General features: G+C 71.5%; 19 protein-coding genes. 6 read left to right on the top strand and 13 right to left on the bottom strand.

What is annotated here, in order from left to right:
- Positions 1-37 precede the first annotated feature (37 nt).
- The 4 genes from OG764_RS28605 to OG764_RS28590 are packed head-to-tail and all read left to right on the top strand — an operon-like array spanning position 38 to position 3,616.
- On the top strand, positions 38-928 hold the full coding sequence (locus OG764_RS28605) for an ABC transporter ATP-binding protein (protein ID WP_328971301.1): 891 nt from the start codon (positions 38-40) through the stop codon (positions 926-928).
- Positions 925-1,788 carry an ABC transporter permease gene (locus OG764_RS28600; RefSeq protein ID WP_328971300.1) on the top strand — a complete coding sequence of 288 codons (864 nt, stop codon included), beginning with the start codon at positions 925-927 and terminating at the stop codon, positions 1,786-1,788. Before OG764_RS28605 ends, OG764_RS28600 begins: the two co-directional genes overlap by 4 nt.
- The gene (locus tag OG764_RS28595) at positions 1,746-2,981 is read left to right on the top strand and encodes a sensor histidine kinase (RefSeq protein ID WP_328971299.1); all 1,236 of its coding nucleotides are present in this window, start codon (positions 1,746-1,748) and stop codon (positions 2,979-2,981) included. Before OG764_RS28600 ends, OG764_RS28595 begins: the two co-directional genes overlap by 43 nt.
- A 14-nt stretch (positions 2,982-2,995) precedes the next feature.
- Positions 2,996-3,616 (top strand): response regulator transcription factor, encoded by a 621-nt coding sequence (locus OG764_RS28590; RefSeq protein WP_328971298.1) that lies wholly within the window; start codon positions 2,996-2,998, stop codon positions 3,614-3,616.
- A gap of 427 nt (positions 3,617-4,043) precedes the next feature.
- On the opposite strand, the gene hisS is transcribed toward OG764_RS28590, so the two are convergent.
- Both hisS and OG764_RS28580 read right to left on the bottom strand, forming a co-directional pair.
- Entirely contained in the window at positions 4,044-5,306 is a 1,263-nt protein-coding gene (gene hisS / locus OG764_RS28585) for a histidine--tRNA ligase (protein WP_328971297.1), read from the bottom strand.
- A gap of 10 nt (positions 5,307-5,316) precedes the next feature.
- Positions 5,317-6,027, bottom strand: a complete 711-nt coding sequence (locus tag OG764_RS28580) for an MBL fold metallo-hydrolase (RefSeq protein ID WP_328971296.1) — start codon at positions 6,025-6,027, stop codon at positions 5,317-5,319.
- A gap of 179 nt (positions 6,028-6,206) precedes the next feature.
- Here OG764_RS28580 and OG764_RS28575 point away from each other — a divergent pair, with 179 nt between their 5' ends.
- Both OG764_RS28575 and OG764_RS28570 read left to right on the top strand, forming a co-directional pair.
- Positions 6,207-6,998 (top strand): peptidylprolyl isomerase, encoded by a 792-nt coding sequence (locus OG764_RS28575; protein ID WP_328971295.1) that lies wholly within the window; start codon positions 6,207-6,209, stop codon positions 6,996-6,998.
- Positions 6,999-7,170: 172 nt separating this feature from the next.
- Entirely contained in the window at positions 7,171-8,400 is a 1,230-nt protein-coding gene (locus OG764_RS28570; RefSeq protein WP_328971294.1) for a DUF349 domain-containing protein, read from the top strand.
- A 125-nt stretch (positions 8,401-8,525) separates the two neighbouring features.
- Here OG764_RS28570 and OG764_RS28565 read toward each other — a convergent pair whose 3' ends face one another.
- The 11 genes from OG764_RS28565 to pdxS form a co-directional block, all read right to left on the bottom strand.
- Entirely contained in the window at positions 8,526-10,994 is a 2,469-nt protein-coding gene (locus OG764_RS28565) for a RelA/SpoT family protein (protein WP_328971293.1), read from the bottom strand.
- A gap of 167 nt (positions 10,995-11,161) precedes the next feature.
- Positions 11,162-11,710 carry an adenine phosphoribosyltransferase gene (locus tag OG764_RS28560; RefSeq protein WP_328971292.1) on the bottom strand — a complete coding sequence of 183 codons (549 nt, stop codon included), beginning with the start codon at positions 11,708-11,710 and terminating at the stop codon, positions 11,162-11,164.
- Positions 11,707-12,753 carry a protein translocase subunit SecF gene (gene secF / locus OG764_RS28555; RefSeq protein WP_328971291.1) on the bottom strand — a complete coding sequence of 349 codons (1,047 nt, stop codon included), beginning with the start codon at positions 12,751-12,753 and terminating at the stop codon, positions 11,707-11,709. The genes OG764_RS28560 and secF overlap by 4 nt, the downstream gene beginning before the upstream one ends.
- Position 12,754: 1 nt before the next feature.
- On the bottom strand, positions 12,755-14,545 hold the full coding sequence (gene secD, locus OG764_RS28550) for a protein translocase subunit SecD (protein WP_328971290.1): 1,791 nt from the start codon (positions 14,543-14,545) through the stop codon (positions 12,755-12,757).
- A 156-nt stretch (positions 14,546-14,701) separates the two neighbouring features.
- Complete coding sequence (gene yajC / locus OG764_RS28545; protein ID WP_328971289.1) at positions 14,702-15,154, bottom strand: preprotein translocase subunit YajC; 453 nt, start codon at positions 15,152-15,154, stop codon at positions 14,702-14,704.
- Positions 15,155-15,320: 166 nt separating this feature from the next.
- Entirely contained in the window at positions 15,321-16,391 is a 1,071-nt protein-coding gene (gene ruvB, locus OG764_RS28540; protein ID WP_328971288.1) for a Holliday junction branch migration DNA helicase RuvB, read from the bottom strand.
- Positions 16,392-16,467: 76 nt separating this feature from the next.
- Positions 16,468-17,100: a Holliday junction branch migration protein RuvA gene (gene ruvA, locus OG764_RS28535; protein WP_328971287.1), complete on the bottom strand. Its 633-nt coding sequence runs from the start codon at positions 17,098-17,100 to the stop codon at positions 16,468-16,470.
- On the bottom strand, positions 17,097-17,627 hold the full coding sequence (gene ruvC / locus OG764_RS28530; RefSeq protein ID WP_328971286.1) for a crossover junction endodeoxyribonuclease RuvC: 531 nt from the start codon (positions 17,625-17,627) through the stop codon (positions 17,097-17,099). The genes ruvA and ruvC overlap by 4 nt, the downstream gene beginning before the upstream one ends.
- A gap of 108 nt (positions 17,628-17,735) precedes the next feature.
- Complete coding sequence (locus OG764_RS28525; RefSeq protein ID WP_328971285.1) at positions 17,736-18,488, bottom strand: YebC/PmpR family DNA-binding transcriptional regulator; 753 nt, start codon at positions 18,486-18,488, stop codon at positions 17,736-17,738.
- Positions 18,489-18,557: 69 nt separating this feature from the next.
- Positions 18,558-19,151, bottom strand: coding sequence for a pyridoxal 5'-phosphate synthase glutaminase subunit PdxT (pdxT, locus tag OG764_RS28520; RefSeq protein WP_328971284.1), 594 nt, complete (start codon positions 19,149-19,151; stop codon positions 18,558-18,560).
- 6 nt (positions 19,152-19,157) lie between these two features.
- Positions 19,158-20,075 carry a pyridoxal 5'-phosphate synthase lyase subunit PdxS gene (gene pdxS / locus OG764_RS28515; RefSeq protein ID WP_328971283.1) on the bottom strand — a complete coding sequence of 306 codons (918 nt, stop codon included), beginning with the start codon at positions 20,073-20,075 and terminating at the stop codon, positions 19,158-19,160.
- Positions 20,076-20,106: the final 31 nt, after the last annotated feature.

Raw genomic sequence — 20,106 nt, 5'->3', positions numbered from 1 at the left:
GGGACCGGCGGGCCGGATTCCACGGGACGCTCAGGGCATGACAGCACTCGCGGTGGAAGTACGCGGGCTCCGCAAGCAGTACGGCGGGGTCACGGCGGTGGACGGACTGGACCTGGAGATCCGGCGGGGGGAGGTCTTCGGGCTGCTCGGACCCAACGGGGCGGGCAAGAGCACGACGGTGGAGATCCTCCAGGGGTACCGGTCGCGGGACGGCGGCGAGGTGGCGGTGCTCGGCACCGACCCGGCGGCCGGCGGCCGGGCCTGGCGCGCGAAGGTGGGCATCGTCTGGCAGGACGAGTCGGCGCCCGCCGAACTGACGGTGCGCGAGACGGTGGAGCACTTCGCCCGCTACTACCCGGCGCCCCGTGACCCCGCCGAGGTGATCGCCCTGGTGGGCCTGGAGGAGAAGCGCGACCACCGGATCAAGGGGCTGTCCGGCGGCCAGCGGCGGCGGCTCGACGTGGCGCTCGGCGTGATCGGCGGCCCGGAGCTGCTGCTCCTGGACGAGCCGACGACCGGCTTCGACCCGGCGGCGCGCCGGCAGTTCTGGGACCTGATCCGGCTGCTGGCGGCCGAGGGCACGACGATCGTGCTCACCACGCACTACCTGGAGGAGGCCGAGGCCCTCGCGGACCGCCTCGCGGTGGTCGCCCGCGGCAGGGTCGTCGCCCAGGGCGAGCCGGCCGCGCTGCGGACCCGCTTCGGCACCGGCGCGACCGTCGAGTGGACCGGAGCAGACGGCGCCGCGCACCGCACGGAGACGGACACGCCCACCGCCACCGTCGCCGACCTCGCGGCCCGCTTCGGCGGCGAGGTCCCGGGGCTGCGGATCAGCCGCCCCACCCTGGAGGACGTGTACCTGCGCCTGACAGGCCAGTCCGGCACCCCCCAGACACCGAACGGCACCCCGCAGGAGGACGCGCGATGAGCACGCACACCACCGGAACCGCCACCGCGAAGGCACCCGCCGTACGGACCTCCGTACGGGCCCTGCCCGGCACCTGGTCGCTCGGGCTCAGCCGCGGCCTGCTGGAGCTGAAGCAGTTCGCCCGCCGGCGCGACGCGGTGGTCTTCACCTTCGCCTTCCCCGTCGTCTTCCTCGCCCTCTTCGCCTCGATCTTCGGCGACGACGTCGAGGGCGCCGGGGTGACCGCCTCCCAGCTCTACGCGGCCGGCATGATCGCCGCGGGCATCATGTCGGTGAGCTTCCAGTCCCTGGGCATCTCCATCGCCGTCGAACGGGACGAGCAGGTGCTGCGCAGGCTCAGCGGCACCCCGATGCCGCCGGCCGCGTACTTCCTCGGCAAACTGTGGATGGTGCTGGTCACCGGCCTGCTGGAGACGGCCCTCCTGCTGCTCGTGGGCACCGCCCTCTTCGACCTCGACCTGCCGTCGACGGCCGCCCGCTGGCTCACGTTCTCCTGGATCTTCGTGCTGGGGCTGACGGGCTGCGCCCTGCTGGGCATCGCGATCAGCAGCCTGCCGCGCTCGGGGAAGAGCGCCAGCTCCGTGGTCGTACTGCCCTTCCTGGTCCTGCAGTTCACCTCCGGGGTGTTCATCCCGGTCCACGCGATCCCGCAGTGGCTGCTGAACATCAGCTCGTTCTTCCCGCTCAAGTGGATGTGCCAGGGTTTCCGCGGGATCTTCCTCCCGGAGTCCGCCGCGGTCCTGGAACCCGCGGGGAGCTGGGAGTTCGGCAGGATCGCCCTGGTCCTGGGCGCCTGGTGCATCGGAGGATTGGTCCTGTGTCTGCTGACTTTCAGGTGGAAGAGCCGCCGCGCCGGCTGAGGACCCTCACCCGCGCCGCCGGGGCCCGCGAGGTGCACGCGTGGCAGCGCGGGTTCCTGCCCTGGGACCTGTACTTCGGGGTGGTCTGGCTGGCCACCGAGGTGTTCGTGCTCGGGGCCGGCATGCCGGCGGCCGGCTACCGGTTCGCGGCCGGCGGGCTGCTGGCCCTGCTGATCCCCTGGTACCTGCGGGCGGGCCGGCCGCGGCTGCTCGAAGGGGACGAGGACCCGGCCGGGGCGGTGCGCTACCTGGTGCCGGCGTTCCTGCTGTTCCTGCCCGCCTCGTTCCTCGTCGGCGAGACCCGGCTGATCACCTTCGCTCTCGCTCCGCACTGCTTCATGCTGCTGCCGGTGCGCCGGGCGATGGCCGCCGTGGCGGTGGTGAGCCTGGTGCCGGTCGCCGGGTGGGCGCTGCTGTGGCGGCCGGACCCGCGGATCGTGTTCTCCAACGGCGTCTTCGCGGCCGCCACCCTCGCCTTCTCCGTCTTCTTCGGCGTCTGGATCATCCGGATCATGGACCAGAGCAGGGAACGGGCTTCCCTCATCACCGAGTTGGAGGCCAGCCGGGAGGAAGTGGCCCGGCTCTCGGCCGAGCGGGGCGCGCTCGCCGAACGGGAGCGGATGTCCCGCGAGATCCACGACACCCTCGCCCAGGGCTTCACCAGCCTCCTGATGCTCGTCCAGGCCGTCCAGTCGGAACTCGACCACGACCTTCCGCAGGCCCGCCGCCACCTCGACCTGATGGCGGGCACCGCCCGGCAGAACCTCGCCGAGGCCCGCGCCCTGGTCGCCGGCGGCGCCCCCGCCGACCTCGACGGGGGCTCGCTGCCCGACGCGGTGGGCCGGCTCGCCGCCCGGCACGACCCGCCGGCCGCGGTCACCGTCACCGGCGCGGTACGGGCGCTGCCGCCCGGCCTGGAGGTGGTCGCGCTGCGCAGCTGCCAGGAGGCCCTCGCCAACGCCGCCAAGCACGCCGGACCCGGCGCGCGCGCCGCGCTCGCCCTGACCTACGGTGACCGGGAGCTGACGGTGTCGGTCCGGGACACCGGCCGGGGCTTCGACCCCGCACGCCCCGCCCGCGGCTACGGCCTGAGCGGCCTGCGGGCCCGCGCCGCCGAGGTCGGCGGGACGGCCGAGGTGCGCAGCGCACCGGGCGAGGGCACCACCGTCACCGTCACCCTTCCCGTCGCGTGAGGAGCCGTACGCCCATGATCCGCATCCTGCTGGCCGATGACCATCCGGTGGTACGGGAGGGCCTGCGCGGCATGCTCAGCGCCGAACCGGACCTGGAGGTGGTCGCGGAGGCGGCGAACGGTCCGCAGGCGGAGGCGCTGGCCGCGCAGCACCTGCCGGACCTGGTCCTGATGGACCTGCGGATGCCGGGCGGCGACGGGGTGGAGTCGATCGGCCGGATCACGGCGGCCGGGCTGCCGTGCCGGGTGGTGGTGCTGACCACGTACGAGGAGGACCGGGACATCCTGCGGGCCGTGGAGGCGGGGGCCGCGGGCTACCTGCTCAAGGACATGGCCCGCGGGGAGCTGGCGGAGGCGATCCGGGCGGCCGTGCGCGGCGAGACGGTGCTCGCGCCGTCGGTGGCGGGCCGGCTGGTGGACCGGCTCAGGACCCGGCCGGAGCGGCCGCGGCTGTCGGACCGCGAGGTGGCGGTGCTGCGGCTGGTCGCGGAGGGGGCGACGAACGCGGAGATCGGGCGGCGGCTGTTCGTGGCCGAGTCCACGGTGAAGACGCATCTGCTGCGCGTCTTCGGCAAGCTGTCGGTGACCGACCGGACGGCGGCGGTGACGACCGCCATGCGCCACGGCCTCCTGTAACCACCCCACGCCCCCTCCCAGCCCGCCGGCCGCCCGGCATGCCCCCTCGGGCGGGACCCGCCCCAGCCTCGCCGGCGCCCTGGGGCGCAACTTCCAGCCTCGCCCGCTGCCCGGCATGACCTCCTTGGCTGCGACTCCAGCCTCGCCGGCGTTTGAGGCGGGACCTCGGACGGGGCCCGACGCAGCCTCGCCAGTGCCCTGGGGCGCAACACCCAGCCTCGCCGGCGTTTGAGGCGCGGGGTTTGGGGCGGAGCCCCAAGACTGCAACCCGGCTCCGCCGGGCACCGGGCTCCGCCCGGACCCGCGCCTCAAACGCCGGCGAGGCTGGAGGTTGCCGCCCGGGCACCGGCGAGGCTGGGGTGGCCCCTCGGGCAGCCGGCGAGGCTGCAGGGGCGCCCCGGACACCGGCGAGGCTGGACGTGCCGGGTCAGGCCAGGCGCGCGCGGACCGCCGCGACGAGCTCGCCCACCGGCACCGCACTCTGCTCGCCGGACGCCATGTCCTTGAGCTGGACCACTCCCTCGGCGAGGTCCCGCTCGCCCGCGACGAGGGTCAACCGCGCACCGGACCGGTTCGCGTCCTTCATCGCACCCTTGAGGCCCTTGCCCCCGTACGCGAAGTCGGCCGCGACGCCGGCCTTCCGCAGCTCGGTGACCGTGCCGAAGAGCAGCCGCCGCGCCTCGTCGCCGAGCGGCACCGCGAAGACCTGGGTGGTCGCCGGGATGTCGAGCTCGATGCCCTCGGCCTCCAGCGCCAGCACCGTGCGGTCCACGCCGAGCGCCCAGCCGACGGACGGCAGCGCGGGGCCGCCGATCATCTCGGACAGGCCGTCGTACCGGCCGCCGCCGCCGACCGCGGACTGCGAGCCGAGGCCGTCGTGCACGAACTCGAAGGTGGTGCGGGTGTAGTAGTCCAGGCCGCGGACCAGCTTCTCGTCGTCCTCGAAGGCCACGCCCGCGGCCGTGATCAGCGCGCGCACCTCCTCGTGGTATGCCTTGCACGCGTCGCACAGGTAGTCGCGCAGCACCGGCGCGCCGACCAGCTGCTTCTGGACGTCGGCCCGCTTGTCGTCGAGGACGCGCAGCGGGTTGATCTCGGCCCGGCGGACGGTCTCCTCGTCGAGGTCGAGGCCGCGCAGGAAGGTCTGGAGCGCCTCGCGGTAGACGGGTCGGCACTCCTTGTCGCCCAGCGAGTTGAGCAGGATCCGGAAGGTGCGCAGGCCCAGCGAGCGGTACGCCTGGTCGGCCAGGATGATCAGCTCGGCGTCCAACGCGGGGTCCTCGGCACCGATCGCCTCGGCGCCGACCTGCGAGAAGTGGCGGTAGCGGCCCTTCTGCGGACGCTCGTAGCGGTAGTACGAGCCGGAGTACCAGAGCTTGACCGGCAGGTTGCCCTGCTTGTGCAGGCTCGCCTCCAGCGCGGCGCGCAGCACGGACGCGGTGCCCTCGGGGCGCAGGGCGAGCTTGTCGCCGCCCTTCGTCTCGAACGCGTACATCTCCTTCGACACGATGTCGGTGGACTCGCCCACACCGCGGGCGAACAGGCCGACGTCCTCGAAGCCGGGCGTCTCGACGTACCCGTACCCGGAGGTGCGCAGCGGGGCGGAGATGGCCTCGCGGACGGCGAGGTACTTCGCGGAGAACGGCGGGATGAGGTCGTAGGTGCCCTTGGGGGCCTTGAAGGTGCTCACGAAACTCTCGTCACATTCCTCGTCGTGGGGCGGCGTGGCCGCCTCCCAGGCCGGCGGCGACTTCCCTCAGGTAGGGGTTGGTCGCGCGCTCACGGCCGATGGTGGTCTGGGGACCGTGGCCGGACAGCACCACGGTCGAGTCGTCGAGCGGCAGGCACACGCGGGCCAGCGACTCGAGGATCTCGGCGTGGGAGCCGCCGGGCAGGTCGGTGCGTCCGATGGAGCCGGCGAAGAGCAGGTCGCCCGAGAAGAAGACGGACGGTACGTCCGCGGACTCGGGCATCCGGAAGGCCACCGACCCCTTGGTATGGCCGGGCGCGTGCGCGACGGAGAAGTCGAGGCCCGCCAGCTTCAGGGCGGCGCCGTCGGTCAGCTCGCGGACGTCGTCGGGCTCGCCCACGGTCAGCTCGCCCATCAGCGGCATCCCGATCGAGCGGCCGAGCGCCTTCTCGGGGTCGCTCATCATGTACCGGTCCTCGGGGTGGATCCAGGCGGGCACGTCGTGGGCGCCGCACACGGGCACCACCGAGGCCACGTGGTCGATGTGGCCGTGGGTGAGGACGACGGCGACGGGCTTGAGACGGTGCTTCTTCAGCGTCTCCTCGACTCCCTGGGCGGCCTGGTGGCCCGGGTCGATGATGACGCACTCCTCGCCGGCGGCGGGGGCGACCACGTAGCAGTTGGTCCCCCAGGCCCCGGCGGGGAACCCGGCAATGAGCACGTTCGTCCCTTAAATGTCGTCCGGTAACTGTCGTCCGGCGGTCCGGCCACGGTCATCCGGATGGAGGTTGTGGCAGACCAGAGCCTACCGGCGCTGCTCATCACACAGCGAACCCATATACGGTACGGCCTAACCCCAGCCCGGACGGCTGTACCAGACACGCACAAGGAGACGACCCGGTGGTCACGAGCGATCAGCGGCGGCGGCAGCTCGCCAGGGAGAAGTTCGAGCGGCAGCAGCAGCGCAGGGCCGAGGCGCGGCGCAAGTCGCGCCAGCGCGCCCTCGTCATCGGTTCGGCGGTGGCCGTGGTGGCCGCGGCCGTGATCGGCGGCATTGCCGGCGGTGTCTTCGACAAGGACGAGAAGGAGACGGTGACCCCCGCGGCCTCCGGCTCCGGCTCCGCCACGCCCTCCCCCGAGGCCTCGAAGAAGGCCGAGCCGGCCATGGCCGTCGACCAGAAGGCGAAGTACACCTTCACCCTGGACACCGACCAGGGCAAGATCGCCATCGCGATGGACGCGGCGAAGACCCCGCACACGGTCAACTCGTTCAAGTCGCTGGCGGACCAGCACTACTTCGACAAGACCAAGTGCCACCGCCTCACCACGGGCGGGATCTTCGTCCTGCAGTGCGGCGACCCGCAGGGCACCGGCACCGGCGGCCCCGGCTACACCATCCCGGACGAGAACCTGGGCGGGCTCGGCAAGGCCGGCTCGGACGGTACGGTCACGTACCCGGCGGGCACGGTCGCGATGGCCAACACGGGCCAGCCGGGCTCCGGCGGCAGCCAGTTCTTCCTGGTCTACAAGGACAGCAAGCTGCCCCCGAGCTACACCCCGTTCGGCACCATGGACGCGGCCGGCCTGAAGGCCGTCAACGACGTGGCCAAGGCGGGTGTGACCGGCGGCTCGACCGACGGCGCGCCGAAGAAGGCCGTCACGATCGAGAAGGCGGCCGTCGTCAAGAACTGACCCGGAGCGGGGCGAGCGCCCCTTCGTCGTTTTCCGTCGCGCTGGATGCGGACAGCCGGCCCGGCGGTCGCCTATGTTGGCGTTGTGCAGGGCGGGCACTGCCCGCCCCAGGAAACTGTGGACGATGCCCGGGGGGCGAACCCCTCGGCGGGCATCAGGTGGAGGAGGCGCTGTGAGCAGCGACCCGTGGGGCCGTGTCGACGAGACGGGCACCGTGTACGTGCGTACTGCCGATGGCGAGAAGGTCGTCGGCTCGTGGCAGGCGGGCACCCCTGAGGAGGCCCTGGCCTACTTCGAGCGCAAGTACGAGGGCCTGGTGGTCGAGATCGGCCTGCTCGAACGGCGGGTGCGGACCACCGATCTGTCCTCGAAGGACGCGGCGACGGCGATCGCGCACCTGAGGGAGCAGGTCGAGGAGCACCACGCGGTGGGCGACCTCGACGCGCTGCGCGTCCGGCTGGACAAGCTGGTCACGACGGTGGACTCGCGACGCGAGGAGCGCAAGGTCCAGAAGGCCAAGCAGACCGACGAGGCCAAGCAGGCCAAGGAGAAGCTGGTCGTCGAGGCCGAGGAGCTGGCGCAGAGCGACCAGTGGCGGTCCGCGGGCGAGCGGCTGCGCGCCCTCGTGGACACCTGGAAGGGCCTGCCGCGGCTGGACCGCAAGTCGGACGACGAGCTGTGGCACCGCTTCTCGCACGCGCGCTCGGCCTTCTCCAAGCGCCGCAAGGCGCACTTCGCGTCGCTGGACGCGCAGCGCGAGGACGCGCGCAAGGTGAAGGAGAAGCTGGTCGCCGAGGCCGAGTCGCTGTCCGGCTCGACCGACTGGGGCACGACGGCCGCCCGGTACCGCGAGCTGATGGCGGACTGGAAGGCCGCGGGCCGCGCCCAGCGCGAGGCGGAGGACGAGCTGTGGAACCGCTTCCGCGGTGCGCAGGACGTCTTCTTCGCGGCGCGCGGCGAGGTCTTCGCCGAGCGGGACGCCGAGCAGACCGAGAACCTCAAGCTGAAGGAGGAGCTGGCCGACGAGGCCGAGAAGCTGCTCCCGGTGACCGACCTGAAGGCGGCCCGGGCCGCGTTCCGCTCGGTCAACGAGCGCTGGGAGGCCATCGGCCACGTGCCGCGGGACGCCCGTCCCAAGGTCGAGGGCCGCATGCACGCCGTCGAGCGGGCCATCCAGGAGGCCGAGGAGGGCGAGTGGCGCCGGACGAACCCGGAGGCGCGGGCGCGCGCCGCGGGTCTGACCGGCCAGCTCCAGGACGCCGTCGACAAGCTGCAGAAGCAGATCGACACGGCGCGCGCGGCGGGCAACGACGCGAAGGCCGACAAGCTGGCCCGTGAGCTGGAGGGCCGCCAGGCGCTGCTGGACCAGGCGCTGAAGGGCCTGGAGGAGTTCGGCGGCTGACAGGGCCGGCAGAGGCTCTGACCTGCACGGTACGGCGAAGGGCCCCGGTGACGATCTCGTCACCGGGGCCCTTTCCCGTGCCGCCGCCGTGGCCGGCCGCCGTGGCCGGCCGCTGCGGCCCGCCGTTACGGCCGGCGGGCCGAGGTGACCCGGTAGACGTCGTAGACGCCCTCGACGCCGCGTACGGCCTTCAGGACGTGTCCCAGGTGCTTGGGGTCGCCCATCTCGAAGGTGAACCGGGAGGTGGCCACCCGGTCGCGGGAGGTCTGCACGGCCGCCGACAGGATGTTGACGTGCTGGTCGGACAGGACCCGGGTGACGTCCGACAGCAGCCGGGACCGGTCCAGCGCCTCGACCTGGATGGCGACCAGGAAGACGGAGGACTGGGTGGGTGCCCACTCGACCTCCAGGATCCGCTCGGGCTGCTGGGAGAGCGAGTCCACGTTGACGCAGTCGGCCCGGTGAACCGATACGCCACTGCCGCGCGTGACGAAGCCGATGATCGGGTCGCCGGGCACCGGGGTGCAGCAGCGGGCCAGCTTGACCCACACGTCGTCGGTGCCCTTGACGACCACGCCCGGGTCGGCGTTCGCGCGCCGCTTGTTGCGGCCGCGCGACGGCGGGACGCTCTCCTCAATGTCGTCGTTGGCCGCCTCCTCGCCGCCCATGGCCTGGACGAGCTTCTGCACGACGGCCTGCGCCGAGACGTGGCCCTCGCCGATCGCCGCGTACAGCGAGGAGATGTCCGGGTAGCGCATCTCGTGGGCGAGGGTGACCAGCGAGTCGCCGGTGAGGATCCGCTGGATCGGCAGGTTCTGCTTGCGCATGGCCCGCGCTATGGCGTCCTTGCCCTGCTCGATCGCCTCGTCGCGGCGCTCCTTGGAGAACCAGGCGCGGATCTTGTTGCGGGCGCGCGGCGACTTGACGAAGCCGAGCCAGTCCCGGGACGGTCCGGCGCCCTCCGCCTTGGAGGTGAAGACCTCGACGAGATCGCCGTTGTCGAGGGTCGATTCGAGCGGTACGAGCCGCCCGTTGACCCGCGCCCCTATGGTGCGGTAGCCGACCTCGGTGTGGACGGCGAACGCGAAGTCGACGGGGGTCGCCCCGGCCGGCAGCGCGATGACGTCGCCCTTGGGGGTGAAGACGAAGACCTCGTTGCGCGAGAGGTCGAAGCGCAGCGAGTCGAGGAACTCGCCCGGGTCCTCGGTCTCCTTCTGCCAGTCGAGCAGCTGCCGCAGCCACGCCATGTCGTTGACGGTGTCCTGGCCGGCGCTGCCCTTGGCGGCCTGCGGGACGTCGGTGCGGACCTTGGAGGTGCCGGCGACGGTCTGCTGCTTGTACTTCCAGTGCGCGGCGATGCCGTACTCGGCGCGGCGGTGCATGTCGAAGGTGCGGATCTGGAGCTCGACCGGCTTGCCGTTGGGTCCGATGACCGTCGTGTGCAGCGACTGGTACATGTTGAACTTCGGCATCGCGATGTAGTCCTTGAACCGCCCCGGAACCGGGTTCCAGCGGGCGTGGACGGTGCCCAGCGCCGCGTAGCAGTCGCGGACGGTGTCGACGAGGACGCGGATGCCCACCAGGTCGTAGATCTCGGCGAAGTCGCGGCCCCGCACGATCATCTTCTGGTAGACGCTGTAGTAGTGCTTGGGGCGGCCGGTGACGGTGGCCTTGATGCGGGCGGCCCGCAGGTCGGTCTGGACCTCGTCGGTGACGACGGCGAGGTACTCGTCCCGCTTGGGGGCGCGCTCGGCGACCAGCCGCACGATCTCGTCGTACATCTTGGGGTAGAGGATCGCGAAGGCGAGGTCCTCCAGCTCCCACTTGATCGTGTTCATGCCCAGGCGGTGCGCCAGCGGGGCGTAGATCTCGAGCGTTTCGCGGGCCTTCTTCTCCTGCTTCTCCCGCTTGAGGTAGCGCATGGTGCGCATGTTGTGCAGGCGGTCGGCGAGCTTGATGACGAGGACCCGGGGGTCCTTGGCCATCGCCACGACCATCTTGCGGACCGTCTCGGCCTGCGCGGCCTCGCCGAACTTGACCTTGTCGAGCTTGGTCACGCCGTCGACGAGCAGGGCCACCGCGTCGCCGAAGTCCCGTCTGAGCTGCTCCAGCCCGTACTCGGTGTCCTCGACGGTGTCGTGCAGCAGGCCGGCCATCAGCGTGGCCGGGTCCATGCCCAGCTCGGCGAGGATGGTGGTGACGGCGAGCGGGTGCGTGATGTACGGGTCGCCGCTCTTGCGCTTCTGGCCGCGGTGCCAGCGCTCGGCGACCTGGTACGCCTTCTCGATCTGGCGCAGCGTCGCCGTCTCGATCTTCGGGTCGTTGCTGCGGACTATCCGCAGCAGCGGCTCCAGCACCGGGTTGTACGGGTTGGAGCGCTGGACGCCCAGCCGGGCGAGCCGGGCCCGCACCCGGTTGGAGGAACCCGCGGGCTTCAGCGGCGCGGGCTTGACCGGCGGGGACGGCGCGACCGCCGGGACGGGCTTGGGTGCGACCGGCGCCACCGGCGGTGCGGGCGTGGCAGCGGCCGCCTCGGCCTGCTCGGCCTGCGGGTCGGGCTGCGCGGCGGAGATTGGCTGGACCTCGTCTGGCAAGAGCGCTCCTCGGGAGGATCCGGGGCCCCGGTCAGGTCCGGAAAACCCATGGTAGCGAGCCTTGGCCGCACTCGTTCTCCGGTGCCCGGCCCGTGGACGCGCGAGCGGCGGGCACCCGGTGTGAACCGGATGCCCGCCGCTTCGTACTGCGCACGGGTGGGACGCCGTCAGACCACGATCAGCGCGTCCAGCGGGGCGCCCGCGAGGGCCGCCTCCAGGCGGGAGCGGCCGTCGAGGAAGCTCAGCTCCATCAGGACCGCCACGCCCGCGACCTGCGCCCCGGCCCGCCGGATCAGCTCCAGCGAGGCCTCGGCGGTGCCGCCGGTGGCCAGGACGTCGTCGATGACCAGGACCCGGTCGTCCGCGGCCAGGGCCTCGGCGTGGATCTCGATCTCGGCGGTGCCGTACTCCAGCTCGTACGCCTGCTTCAGCGTCGCTCCGGGCAGCTTGCCGGCCTTGCGGACCGGCACGAAGCCGACGCCCGCCTCGACGGCCACGGGGGCGGCGAGGATGAACCCGCGCGCCTCGAGGCCGACGATCTTCGTGGCACCGTGCCGGGCGCACAGCTCGGCGAGGGCGCCGGTCAGGGCGCGGAACGCCTCCGGGTCGGCCAGCAGCGGGGTGATGTCCTTGAACACCACACCCGGCTTCGGGTAGTCCGGTACGTCCGTGATCCGGCTGAGCAGCAGCTCGCGTACGCCCTGCGCGTCGGTCATCGGCGGCGTCCCGCCGCCCGGCCGGCCGTCGCCTGGGCCACGACCTCGGCACCGGCCGGCTCGTCGACGCCGTCCTTGCCGGCGGCACGCCGGGCCAGCACGCGCTTCTTGAGGGCCTTCATCGCCGGGTCGCGCTCCTTGAGGTCGGCGACCAGCGGGGTGGCGATGAAGATCGAGGAGTACGCACCGGCCGCGAGGCCGACGAACAGCGACAGCGAGATGTCGTTGAGCATGCCCGCGCCCAGGAAGCCGCCGCCGATGAACAGCAGGCCGGCGACCGGGAGCAGCGCCACGACGGTGGTGTTGATCGAACGGACCAGCGTGCCGTTGAGGCTGCGGTTGGCGATCTCGCTGTACGTGTAGCGGGTCTGCTTGGTGATGTCCTTGGAGGCTTCCTTGAGACCGTCGAAGACGACGACGGTGTCGTAGAGGGAGTAACCGAGGATCGTCAGCAGACCGATGACCGTACCGGGGGTGACCTCGAAGCCGACCAGCGCGTAGATGCCGACCGTGATGGTGAGGTCGTGGATGAGCGCGACCAGCGCCGCGATCGCCATCCGCCATTCGAAGGCGATGGCGAGGTAGATCACCACGAGGATCATGAACACGGCGAGGCCGGTCCACGCCTTGTTGGCGATCTGCTCACCCCAGCTCGGGCCGACCAGGTCGGCGTTGATGTCCGTTTCCTTGAGGGCGAGGTCACCGGCGATCTTCGTCTTGACTCCGGCGGCGGCGTCCGTGTCCAGGCCGCTGACCTGGATGCGCAGGGTGCCGTTGCCGAGCTTCTGGACGATCGCGTCGTGGCCGGAGGCCGCCTCCGCGCTCTCCCTGGCCTTCGAGACCGAGACGTCCGTCTTCGGGGTGGTGAAGACGGCACCGCCCTTGAACTCGATGCCCATGTTGAGGCCCTGGACGGCCAGCGCCACGATCGCCGTGATGGTGATCAGGATCGACACGCCGTACCAGAGGAAGCGCTTGCCGACGAAGTCGTACCCGACCTCGCCCTTGTACAGCCTGGCGCCGAGATTTCCGAGCTTCGACATGTCAGGCCTCCTTGGATTCGACGGGGCCGGCGACAGAAACGGACGCGGGGCGGCGGGACCCGCGCAGCGGCGGCTTGGCACCGAGGCGCTTGGGGTCGAGGCCGGACCACGGGTGGCCGCTGGAGAAGAACTTCGTCCGGGCCAGCAGCGTCATGATCGGCTTGGTGAAGAGGAACACCACGACCACGTCGAGCAGGGTGGTCAGACCCAGGGTGAAGGCGAAGCCCTGCACCTTGCCGACGGTGACGATGAAGAGCACCGCGGCGGCCAGGAACGACACGAAGTCGGAGACCAGGATGGTGCGCCGGGCACGCGGCCAGGCACGCTCCACCGCGGGCTTCAGGGTGCGGCCCTCGCGGATCTCGTCGCGGATGCGCTCGAAGTACACGATGAACGAGTCCGCGGTGATGCCGATGGCCACGATCGCGCCGCACACGGCGGGCAGGTTCAGCGCGAAGTCGATGGCCGTCCCGAGCAGCGTCATGATCGTGTAGGTGAGGACCGCGGACACCAGGAGGCTGACGATCGCGATGAGCGCGAGGCCGCGGTAGTACGCCACCAGGTAGATGATGACCAGGGCGAGGCCGATGGCGCCGGCGATCAGACCGGCCTTCAGCTGCTCCTGGCCGAGCGCGGCGGTGACGGTGGTGACACCGTCCTCCTGGAACGACAGCGGCAGGGCGCCGTAGGACAGCATGTTGCCGAGGTCCTGGGCGGACTGCTGGTTGAAGCTGCCGGAGATCTCGGCGTTGCCGCCGACGATCGACTGGCTCACCGAAGGCGCGGAGACCACTTCACCGTCGAGCACGATGGCGAACTGGTTCTGCGGGGACTGCTTGGCGGCAAGCTCGCCGGTGACCTTGGCGAACTGGTCGGCGCCCTTGTCGTTGAAGGTCATCTGAACGATCCAGATGCCGCGCTGCGAGTCGAGGGCGCCCTTGGCGTCCTTGATCTCCTTGCCCTCCACACCGGAGGGGCCGAGGAGGTACTTCTCCCACTGGCCGGCACCGTTGGTGCCACAGGCGATCGTCGGGTCGGTGGGCTTGACGCCCTTGCCCGCGGCCGCGCGCTGGTCTTCCTTGGTGCAGTCGAGCGCCGTGAAGCGCTTCTGCAGGTCGGCGGCCGCACCGGTGGGGGCGGAGGGAGTCGGCGAGGCCTTCTTCTCGTCGGCCTTCTTGTCGTCTGCCTTCTTCGTCTCGCCCGCGGAGGGCGAGGGCGACGCGCCGGGGGCCTTGAGGGCCTCACTGACGGCACGGCCCTGCGAAGTGGCGCTGGACGACGGGGTCGGCGCGGAGGAGGCGTTCTTGCCGTCCTTCTTGCCGGCCTCGGGCTTGGCCGAGGAACTGGCGGAGGGCTGCGGCGCCGGCTCGGTGACCGGTCCGCCGGCCGCGATGGCCAGCACGGGGCGGAAGTAGAGCTGAGCGGTCGTGCCGACCTGCTCGCGCGCCTGCTTCTCGTTCGTCCCCTTGGGGATGTTCACGATGATGTGATCGCGGCCCTGCGTCTGGACCTCGGCCTCCGAGACGCCGAGACCATTGACACGGCGCTCGATGATGCCGACCGCGGTGTTCATGTTGGTCTCGTTGATCGCGTCCGGCTTGCCGGGCTCGTTCTTGGCCTTGAGCGTGATGCTCGTACCGCCGGCGAGGTCGATGCCCAGGCGCGGCGTCGTCTGCTTGGAGATGAACATCCCCGCGGTGAGCGCCACCATCGCGATCAGGATCACTGCCAGGGCACGCCCCGGCCTGCCCTGAGCCCCCGCGGGCCGTCGGCCCTTCTTCGGTGCTGCCACCTTGTCGTATCTCCCTGTCCAACCGTCCGCGCCGGGTATGCGCGAAGACGGCCACGAAACGTGTGTGTGGGGACCCCTGCCCCCCGCAGAAGTGGTCGCTTGCGGAAGGGGCCGCAGGCTGCCGGTCCGGCGCGCCGTGCGGTCCCCGTCCGTGCGTTACTTCGCGTCGGCCTCGCCGTCGGTCTTGCCGTCCTTGGGCTCCTCCGACTCGGCCTTCTTGCCCAGGTCCAGCTTCGGCGCGTCGCCCCCGTCGGCCGCCTCGGTCTCGGTCAGCGACGAGGCGTCGTCCGGAACGACCGGCGTGTCGATCGTCAGATCATCACCGGCGCCGTGGACGATGCGGTTGTACTCCTCGTCGTCCAGGACCGCCCCGATCGAGTTCTTCGCGTAGACGGCGTGCACGCCGGGCGCCACTTCCAGGGTCACGGTGTCGTCGCCGACCTCCTTGACCGTGGCGTACATGCCGCCGATCGTGCGCACGCCGGTGCCGGGCGTCATCTGGTTGCGCATGGACGCGGCCGCCTGCTGCTTGCGCTTGGCGGACCGGGTCATCAGGAACATGGCCCCGATGAGCACGATGAACGGGAGGAAGGTCACGAGATTGTTCACGGGACGGAGATCCTTCGCACGACCGCGCCTGGTGGCGGCCAATTTCTACGGGGGCGGGCACACCGACCTGGACCGGTCGGCATCGGCGGAGTCTAGGCGAGTCCACACCGATGGAACAACGCCCAGCATGGCACCGCAGTTCCGGACCGGGCCACGCCCCGCGCCGTCACGCCCCGAACAGGCCTTGTTGTCCGGTTGATCCACTTGCGTTCCGCGGCGGGACCAGACCCAGGTGCGCCCAGGCCGCCGGGGTCGCGACCCTGCCCCGCGGGGTCCGCGCCAGCAGCCCCTCCCGCACCAGGAACGGCTCCGCGACCTCCTCCACGGTCTCCCGCTCCTCGCCGACCGCCACGGCCAGTGTGGAAAGCCCCACCGGGCCGCCCCCGAACAGCTTCAGCAGCGCTTCCAGCACGGCCCGGTCCAGCCGGTCGAGCCCGCGCGCGTCCACCTCGTAGACGCCCAGCGCCGCGGCCGCCACGTCACGTGTGATGAATCCGTCAGCCCTGACCTGCGCGTAGTCGCGGACCCGGCGCAGCAGGCGGTTGGCGATACGGGGCGTGCCGCGGGAGCGGCCGGCGATCTCGGCGGCGCCGTCGGCCTCGATCTCCACGTCGAGCAGCCGGGCGGAGCGGTGGATCACCCGTTCCAGCTCGGTGGGACTGTAGAACTCCATGTGTCCGGTGAACCCGAACCGGTCGCGCAGCGGCGGCGGCAGCAGTCCGGCCCGGGTGGTGGCACCCACGAGGGTGAACGGCGGCAGCTCCAGCGGGATCGCGGTGGCCCCCGGGCCCTTGCCGACGATGACGTCGACCCGGAAGTCCTCCATCGCCATGTAGAGCATCTCCTCGGCGGGCCGCGACATGCGGTGGATCTCGTCGAGGAAGAGCACCTCGCCCTCCTGGAGGGAGGAGAGGATCGCGGCCAGGTCTCCGGCGTGCTGGATGGCCGGCCCTGAGGTGATCCGGATGGGCGCGCCCATCTCCGCCGCGATGATCATCGAGAGCGTGGTCTTGCCGAGGCCGGGCGCGCCGGAGAGCAGGACGTGGTCGGCGGTCGCACCGCGCTGGCGGGCCGCCTTGAGCACCAGGTCGAGCTGCTGGCGCACCTTCTCCTGGCCGACGAACTCGCCGAGGTCCTTGGGGCGCAGCGCGGCCTCCACGGCACTGTCCTCGCCGTCGGCGGCGGCGCCCACGATCCGCGGGTCGGCCTCGCCGGTGCTCTCGTCGTCCCAGTTCACGGTCTCTGCTCTCTCGGTTCGTACGGCTGCCGGGGCGCGCCCGGCGGATGCGGCCGGGCGGGTCCGGCGGGCGGGGTCAGCGGGCGCGGTTCAGCGTCTGCAGCGCGGCGCGCAGCAGCTGCGGGACGGGGGCCGAGCCGCCTTCGGCGAGGGCGGCCTCCGCCTGCGGGGTGACCGCCGACACCGCCTCCTCCGCTTCCCGGCTCGCGTACCCGAGGCCGATCAGCGCGGCCTGGAGCTGCTCGGTCCACGGCGCGGGGCCGGCGGCCACCGCGCGCTGCGCGCCGACCAGGGCTCCGGTGCCCAGCGGCTGGCCCAGTTTGTCCTTCAGCTCGAGCAGGAGCTTCTGGGCGCCCTTCTTGCCGATGCCGGGGACGGCGGTCAGCGCCCGCTCGTCGCCGGTGGCCACGGCGAGCCGCAGCGCGTCGGGGCTGTGCACGCCCAGCATGGCCTGGGCGAGCCGCGGGCCCACCCCGCTCGCGGTCTGGAGCAGCTCGAAGACCTGGCGCTCGTCGTCGTCGGCGAAGCCGTACAGGGTGAGCGAGTCCTCGCGGACGACGAGCGAGGTCGCCAGTCGCGCCTCCTGGCCGATCCGCAGGCCGGAGATCGTGGTGGGGGTGCACTGGACGGCCATGCCCACGCCCCCGACCTCGATGACGGCCGTGGTCGGGGCGAGGGCGGCCACCGGGCCGCTCACGAAGGCGATCATGCGCTTCGGCCTTTCGATGCGTGCAGGGCTACGGCCTGCTGCAGGCGGTTCTGGGCGGGGGCCCGCCAGATGTGGCAGATGGCGAGGGCGAGGGCGTCGGCGGCGTCGGCGGGCTTGGGTGGCGCGTCCAGCCGCAGCAGCCGGGTCACCATGGCGCCGACCTGTGCCTTGTCGGCGCGGCCGCTGCCGGTGACGGCCGCCTTGACCTCGCTGGGCGTGTGCAGCGCGACCGGGATGCCGCGGCGCGCCGCGCACAGCATGGCGACGGCGCTGGCTTGGGCGGTGCCCATCACCGTACTCACATTGTGCTGGCTGAACACCCGCTCCACGGCGACGAGTTCGGGCCGGTATTCATCGAGCCACTTCTCGATGCCCTGCTCGATCCCGACCAGCCGCATGGCGATGTCCGCGTCCGCGGCGGTGCGTACGACACCGACGCCGAGCATCTTCAGGGGACGGCCGGCGACCCCCTCGACGACGCCCACCCCGCACCGGGTCAGGCCCGGGTCGACTCCGAGCACGCGCATGCCACCCCTCCCCTCGGTCATTTGTTTGTGCAGGCTATCCGGCCGCACCGACAACGCAGCGGGCCGACGGGGGTGTGTCCCCGTCGGCCCGCTGCGTACGACCGCGGATCAGGCGTCGACCTTCTCCATGACCTCGTCGCTGACGTCGAAGTTGGCGTAGACGTTCTGCACGTCGTCGCTGTCCTCCAGCGCGTCGATCAGCTTGAACATCTTGCGCGCGCCCTCCTCGTCCAGCTCGACCTGCATGGTCGGGACGAAGCTGGAGTCGGCCGAGTCGTAGTCGATGCCGGCCTCCTGGAGCGCGGTGCGGACCGCGACCATGTCGGTGGCCTCGCTGATGATCTCGAACTGCTCGCCGAGGTCGTTGACCTCCTCGGCGCCCGCTTCGAGGACCGTCTCCAGGACGTCGTCCTCGGTCAGCGCGCCCTTGGGGAGGACGACGACACCCTTGCGGTTGAACAGGTACGAGACCGAGCCCGGGTCGGCCATGGAGCCGCCGTTGCGGGTCATGGCGACGCGGACGTCGGAGGCGGCGCGGTTGCGGTTGTCGGTGAGGCACTCGATGAGCACCGCGACACCGTTCGGACCGTAGCCCTCGTACATGATCGTGGCGTAGTCGACGCCGCCGGCCTCAAGGCCACCGCCGCGCTTGACCGCGGAGTCGATGTTCTTGTTGGGGACCGAGCTCTTCTTCGCCTTCTGGATGGCGTCGAACAGCGTCGGGTTGCCGTCGGGGTCGGCGCCGCCCGTGCGGGCCGCGACCTCGATGTTCTTGATCAGCTTCGCGAAGAGCTTGCCGCGCTTTGCATCGATCACGGCCTTCTTGTGCTTCGTCGTAGCCCATTTAGAGTGGCCGGACATCCGCCTGTCTCCTTCGCGTAACCAACAGTGTTCACCCGGGATCCTACCGGGGGTCCGGTCGGACTCCCGTCAGACCCCTGCGCGCACCATACCCACGAAGTACGCGTGGACCCGGTCGTCTCCGGTGAGTTCGGGGTGGAACGAGGTCGCCAGGATGTTGCCCTGCCGTACGGCCACGGTGTGGCCGTCGTACGTGGCGAGCACCTCGGCGGCCGCTCCCACGGACTCCACCCAGGGGGCGCGGATGAAGACGCCCTCGACCGGTCCGCCCTCGATGCCGGCGAAGTCGATCGACGCCTCGAAGGACTCGTTCTGCCGGCCGAACGCGTTCCGGCGGACGATCATGTCGATGCCGCCGAGGGTCTCCTGGTCGGCGCGGCCGTCCAGGATCTTGTCGGCGAGCATGATCATGCCGGCGCAGGTGCCGTAGACGGGCATGCCGGCGCGGACGCGCTCGCGCAGCGGCTCCAGCATGCCGAACAGCACGGCGAGCTTCGACATCGTCGTGGACTCACCGCCGGGGATCACCAGGGCGTCCACCTCGGCGAGCTCCTCGGGGCGCCGGACCGGCCTGGCCACGGCGTCCGCCGCGGCCAGGGCGATCAGGTGCTCCCGTACGTCGCCCTGGAGGGCCAGGACGCCTATCACGGGGGGATTGCTCATCGGTGACTACCAGCCGCGGTTGGCGTAGCGCTCGGACTCGGGGAGGGTGTCGCAGTTGATGCCGACCATGGCCTCGCCCAGGTTGCGGGACGCGTCCGCGATGATCTTCGGGTCGTCGTAGAAGGTGGTGGCCTTCACGATGGCGGCGGCGCGCTTGGCCGGGTCGCCCGACTTGAAGATGCCGGAGCCGACGAAGACGCCCTCGGCGCCGAGCTGGCGCATCAGCGCGGCGTCGGCGGGGGTGGCGACGCCACCGGCGGAGAACAGCACGACCGGGAGCTTGCCGAGCTCGGCGACTTCCTTGACGAGCTCGTACGGGGCGCGCAGCTCCTTGGCCGCGGCGAACAGCTCGTTGTTGTCGTAGCCGCGCAGGCGGGCGATCTCGTTCTTGATCTGGCGCAGGTGGCGGACGGCCTCGACGACGTTGCCGGTGCCGGCCTCGCCCTTGGAACGGATCATGGCCGCGCCCTCGGCGATGCGGCGCAGGGCCTCGCCCAGGTTGGTGGCGCCACAGACGAAGGGGGTGGTGAACGCCCACTTGTCGGAGTGGTTGACCTCGTCGGCCGGGGTCAGGACCTCGGACTCGTCGATGTAGTCGACGCCGAGGGACTGCAGCACCTGGGCCTCGACGAAGTGGCCGATGCGGGACTTCGCCATGACGGGGATGGACACGGCCTCGATGATCTCTTCGATCATGTTGGGGTCCGACATGCGCGCGACGCCGCCGTCCTTGCGGATGTCGGCGGGCACCCGCTCCAGGGCCATGACGGCCACGGCGCCGGCGTCCTCGGCGATCTTCGCCTGCTCGGCGTTGACCACGTCCATGATCACGCCGCCCTTGAGCTGCTCGGCCATGCCGCGCTTGACGCGGGAGGTGCCGATCGCCGACTCGGCGGACTGCGCGGTGGTGGGAAGCGTGCTCACGGGTTGACCTCACTGAAGAGAGAGACGGGTG

The organism is Streptomyces sp. NBC_00239 (assembly GCF_036194065.1).
Taxonomy (GTDB): Bacteria; Actinomycetota; Actinomycetes; order Streptomycetales; family Streptomycetaceae; genus Streptomyces.
This window is presented reverse-complemented; position numbering and strand designations above follow the sequence as displayed.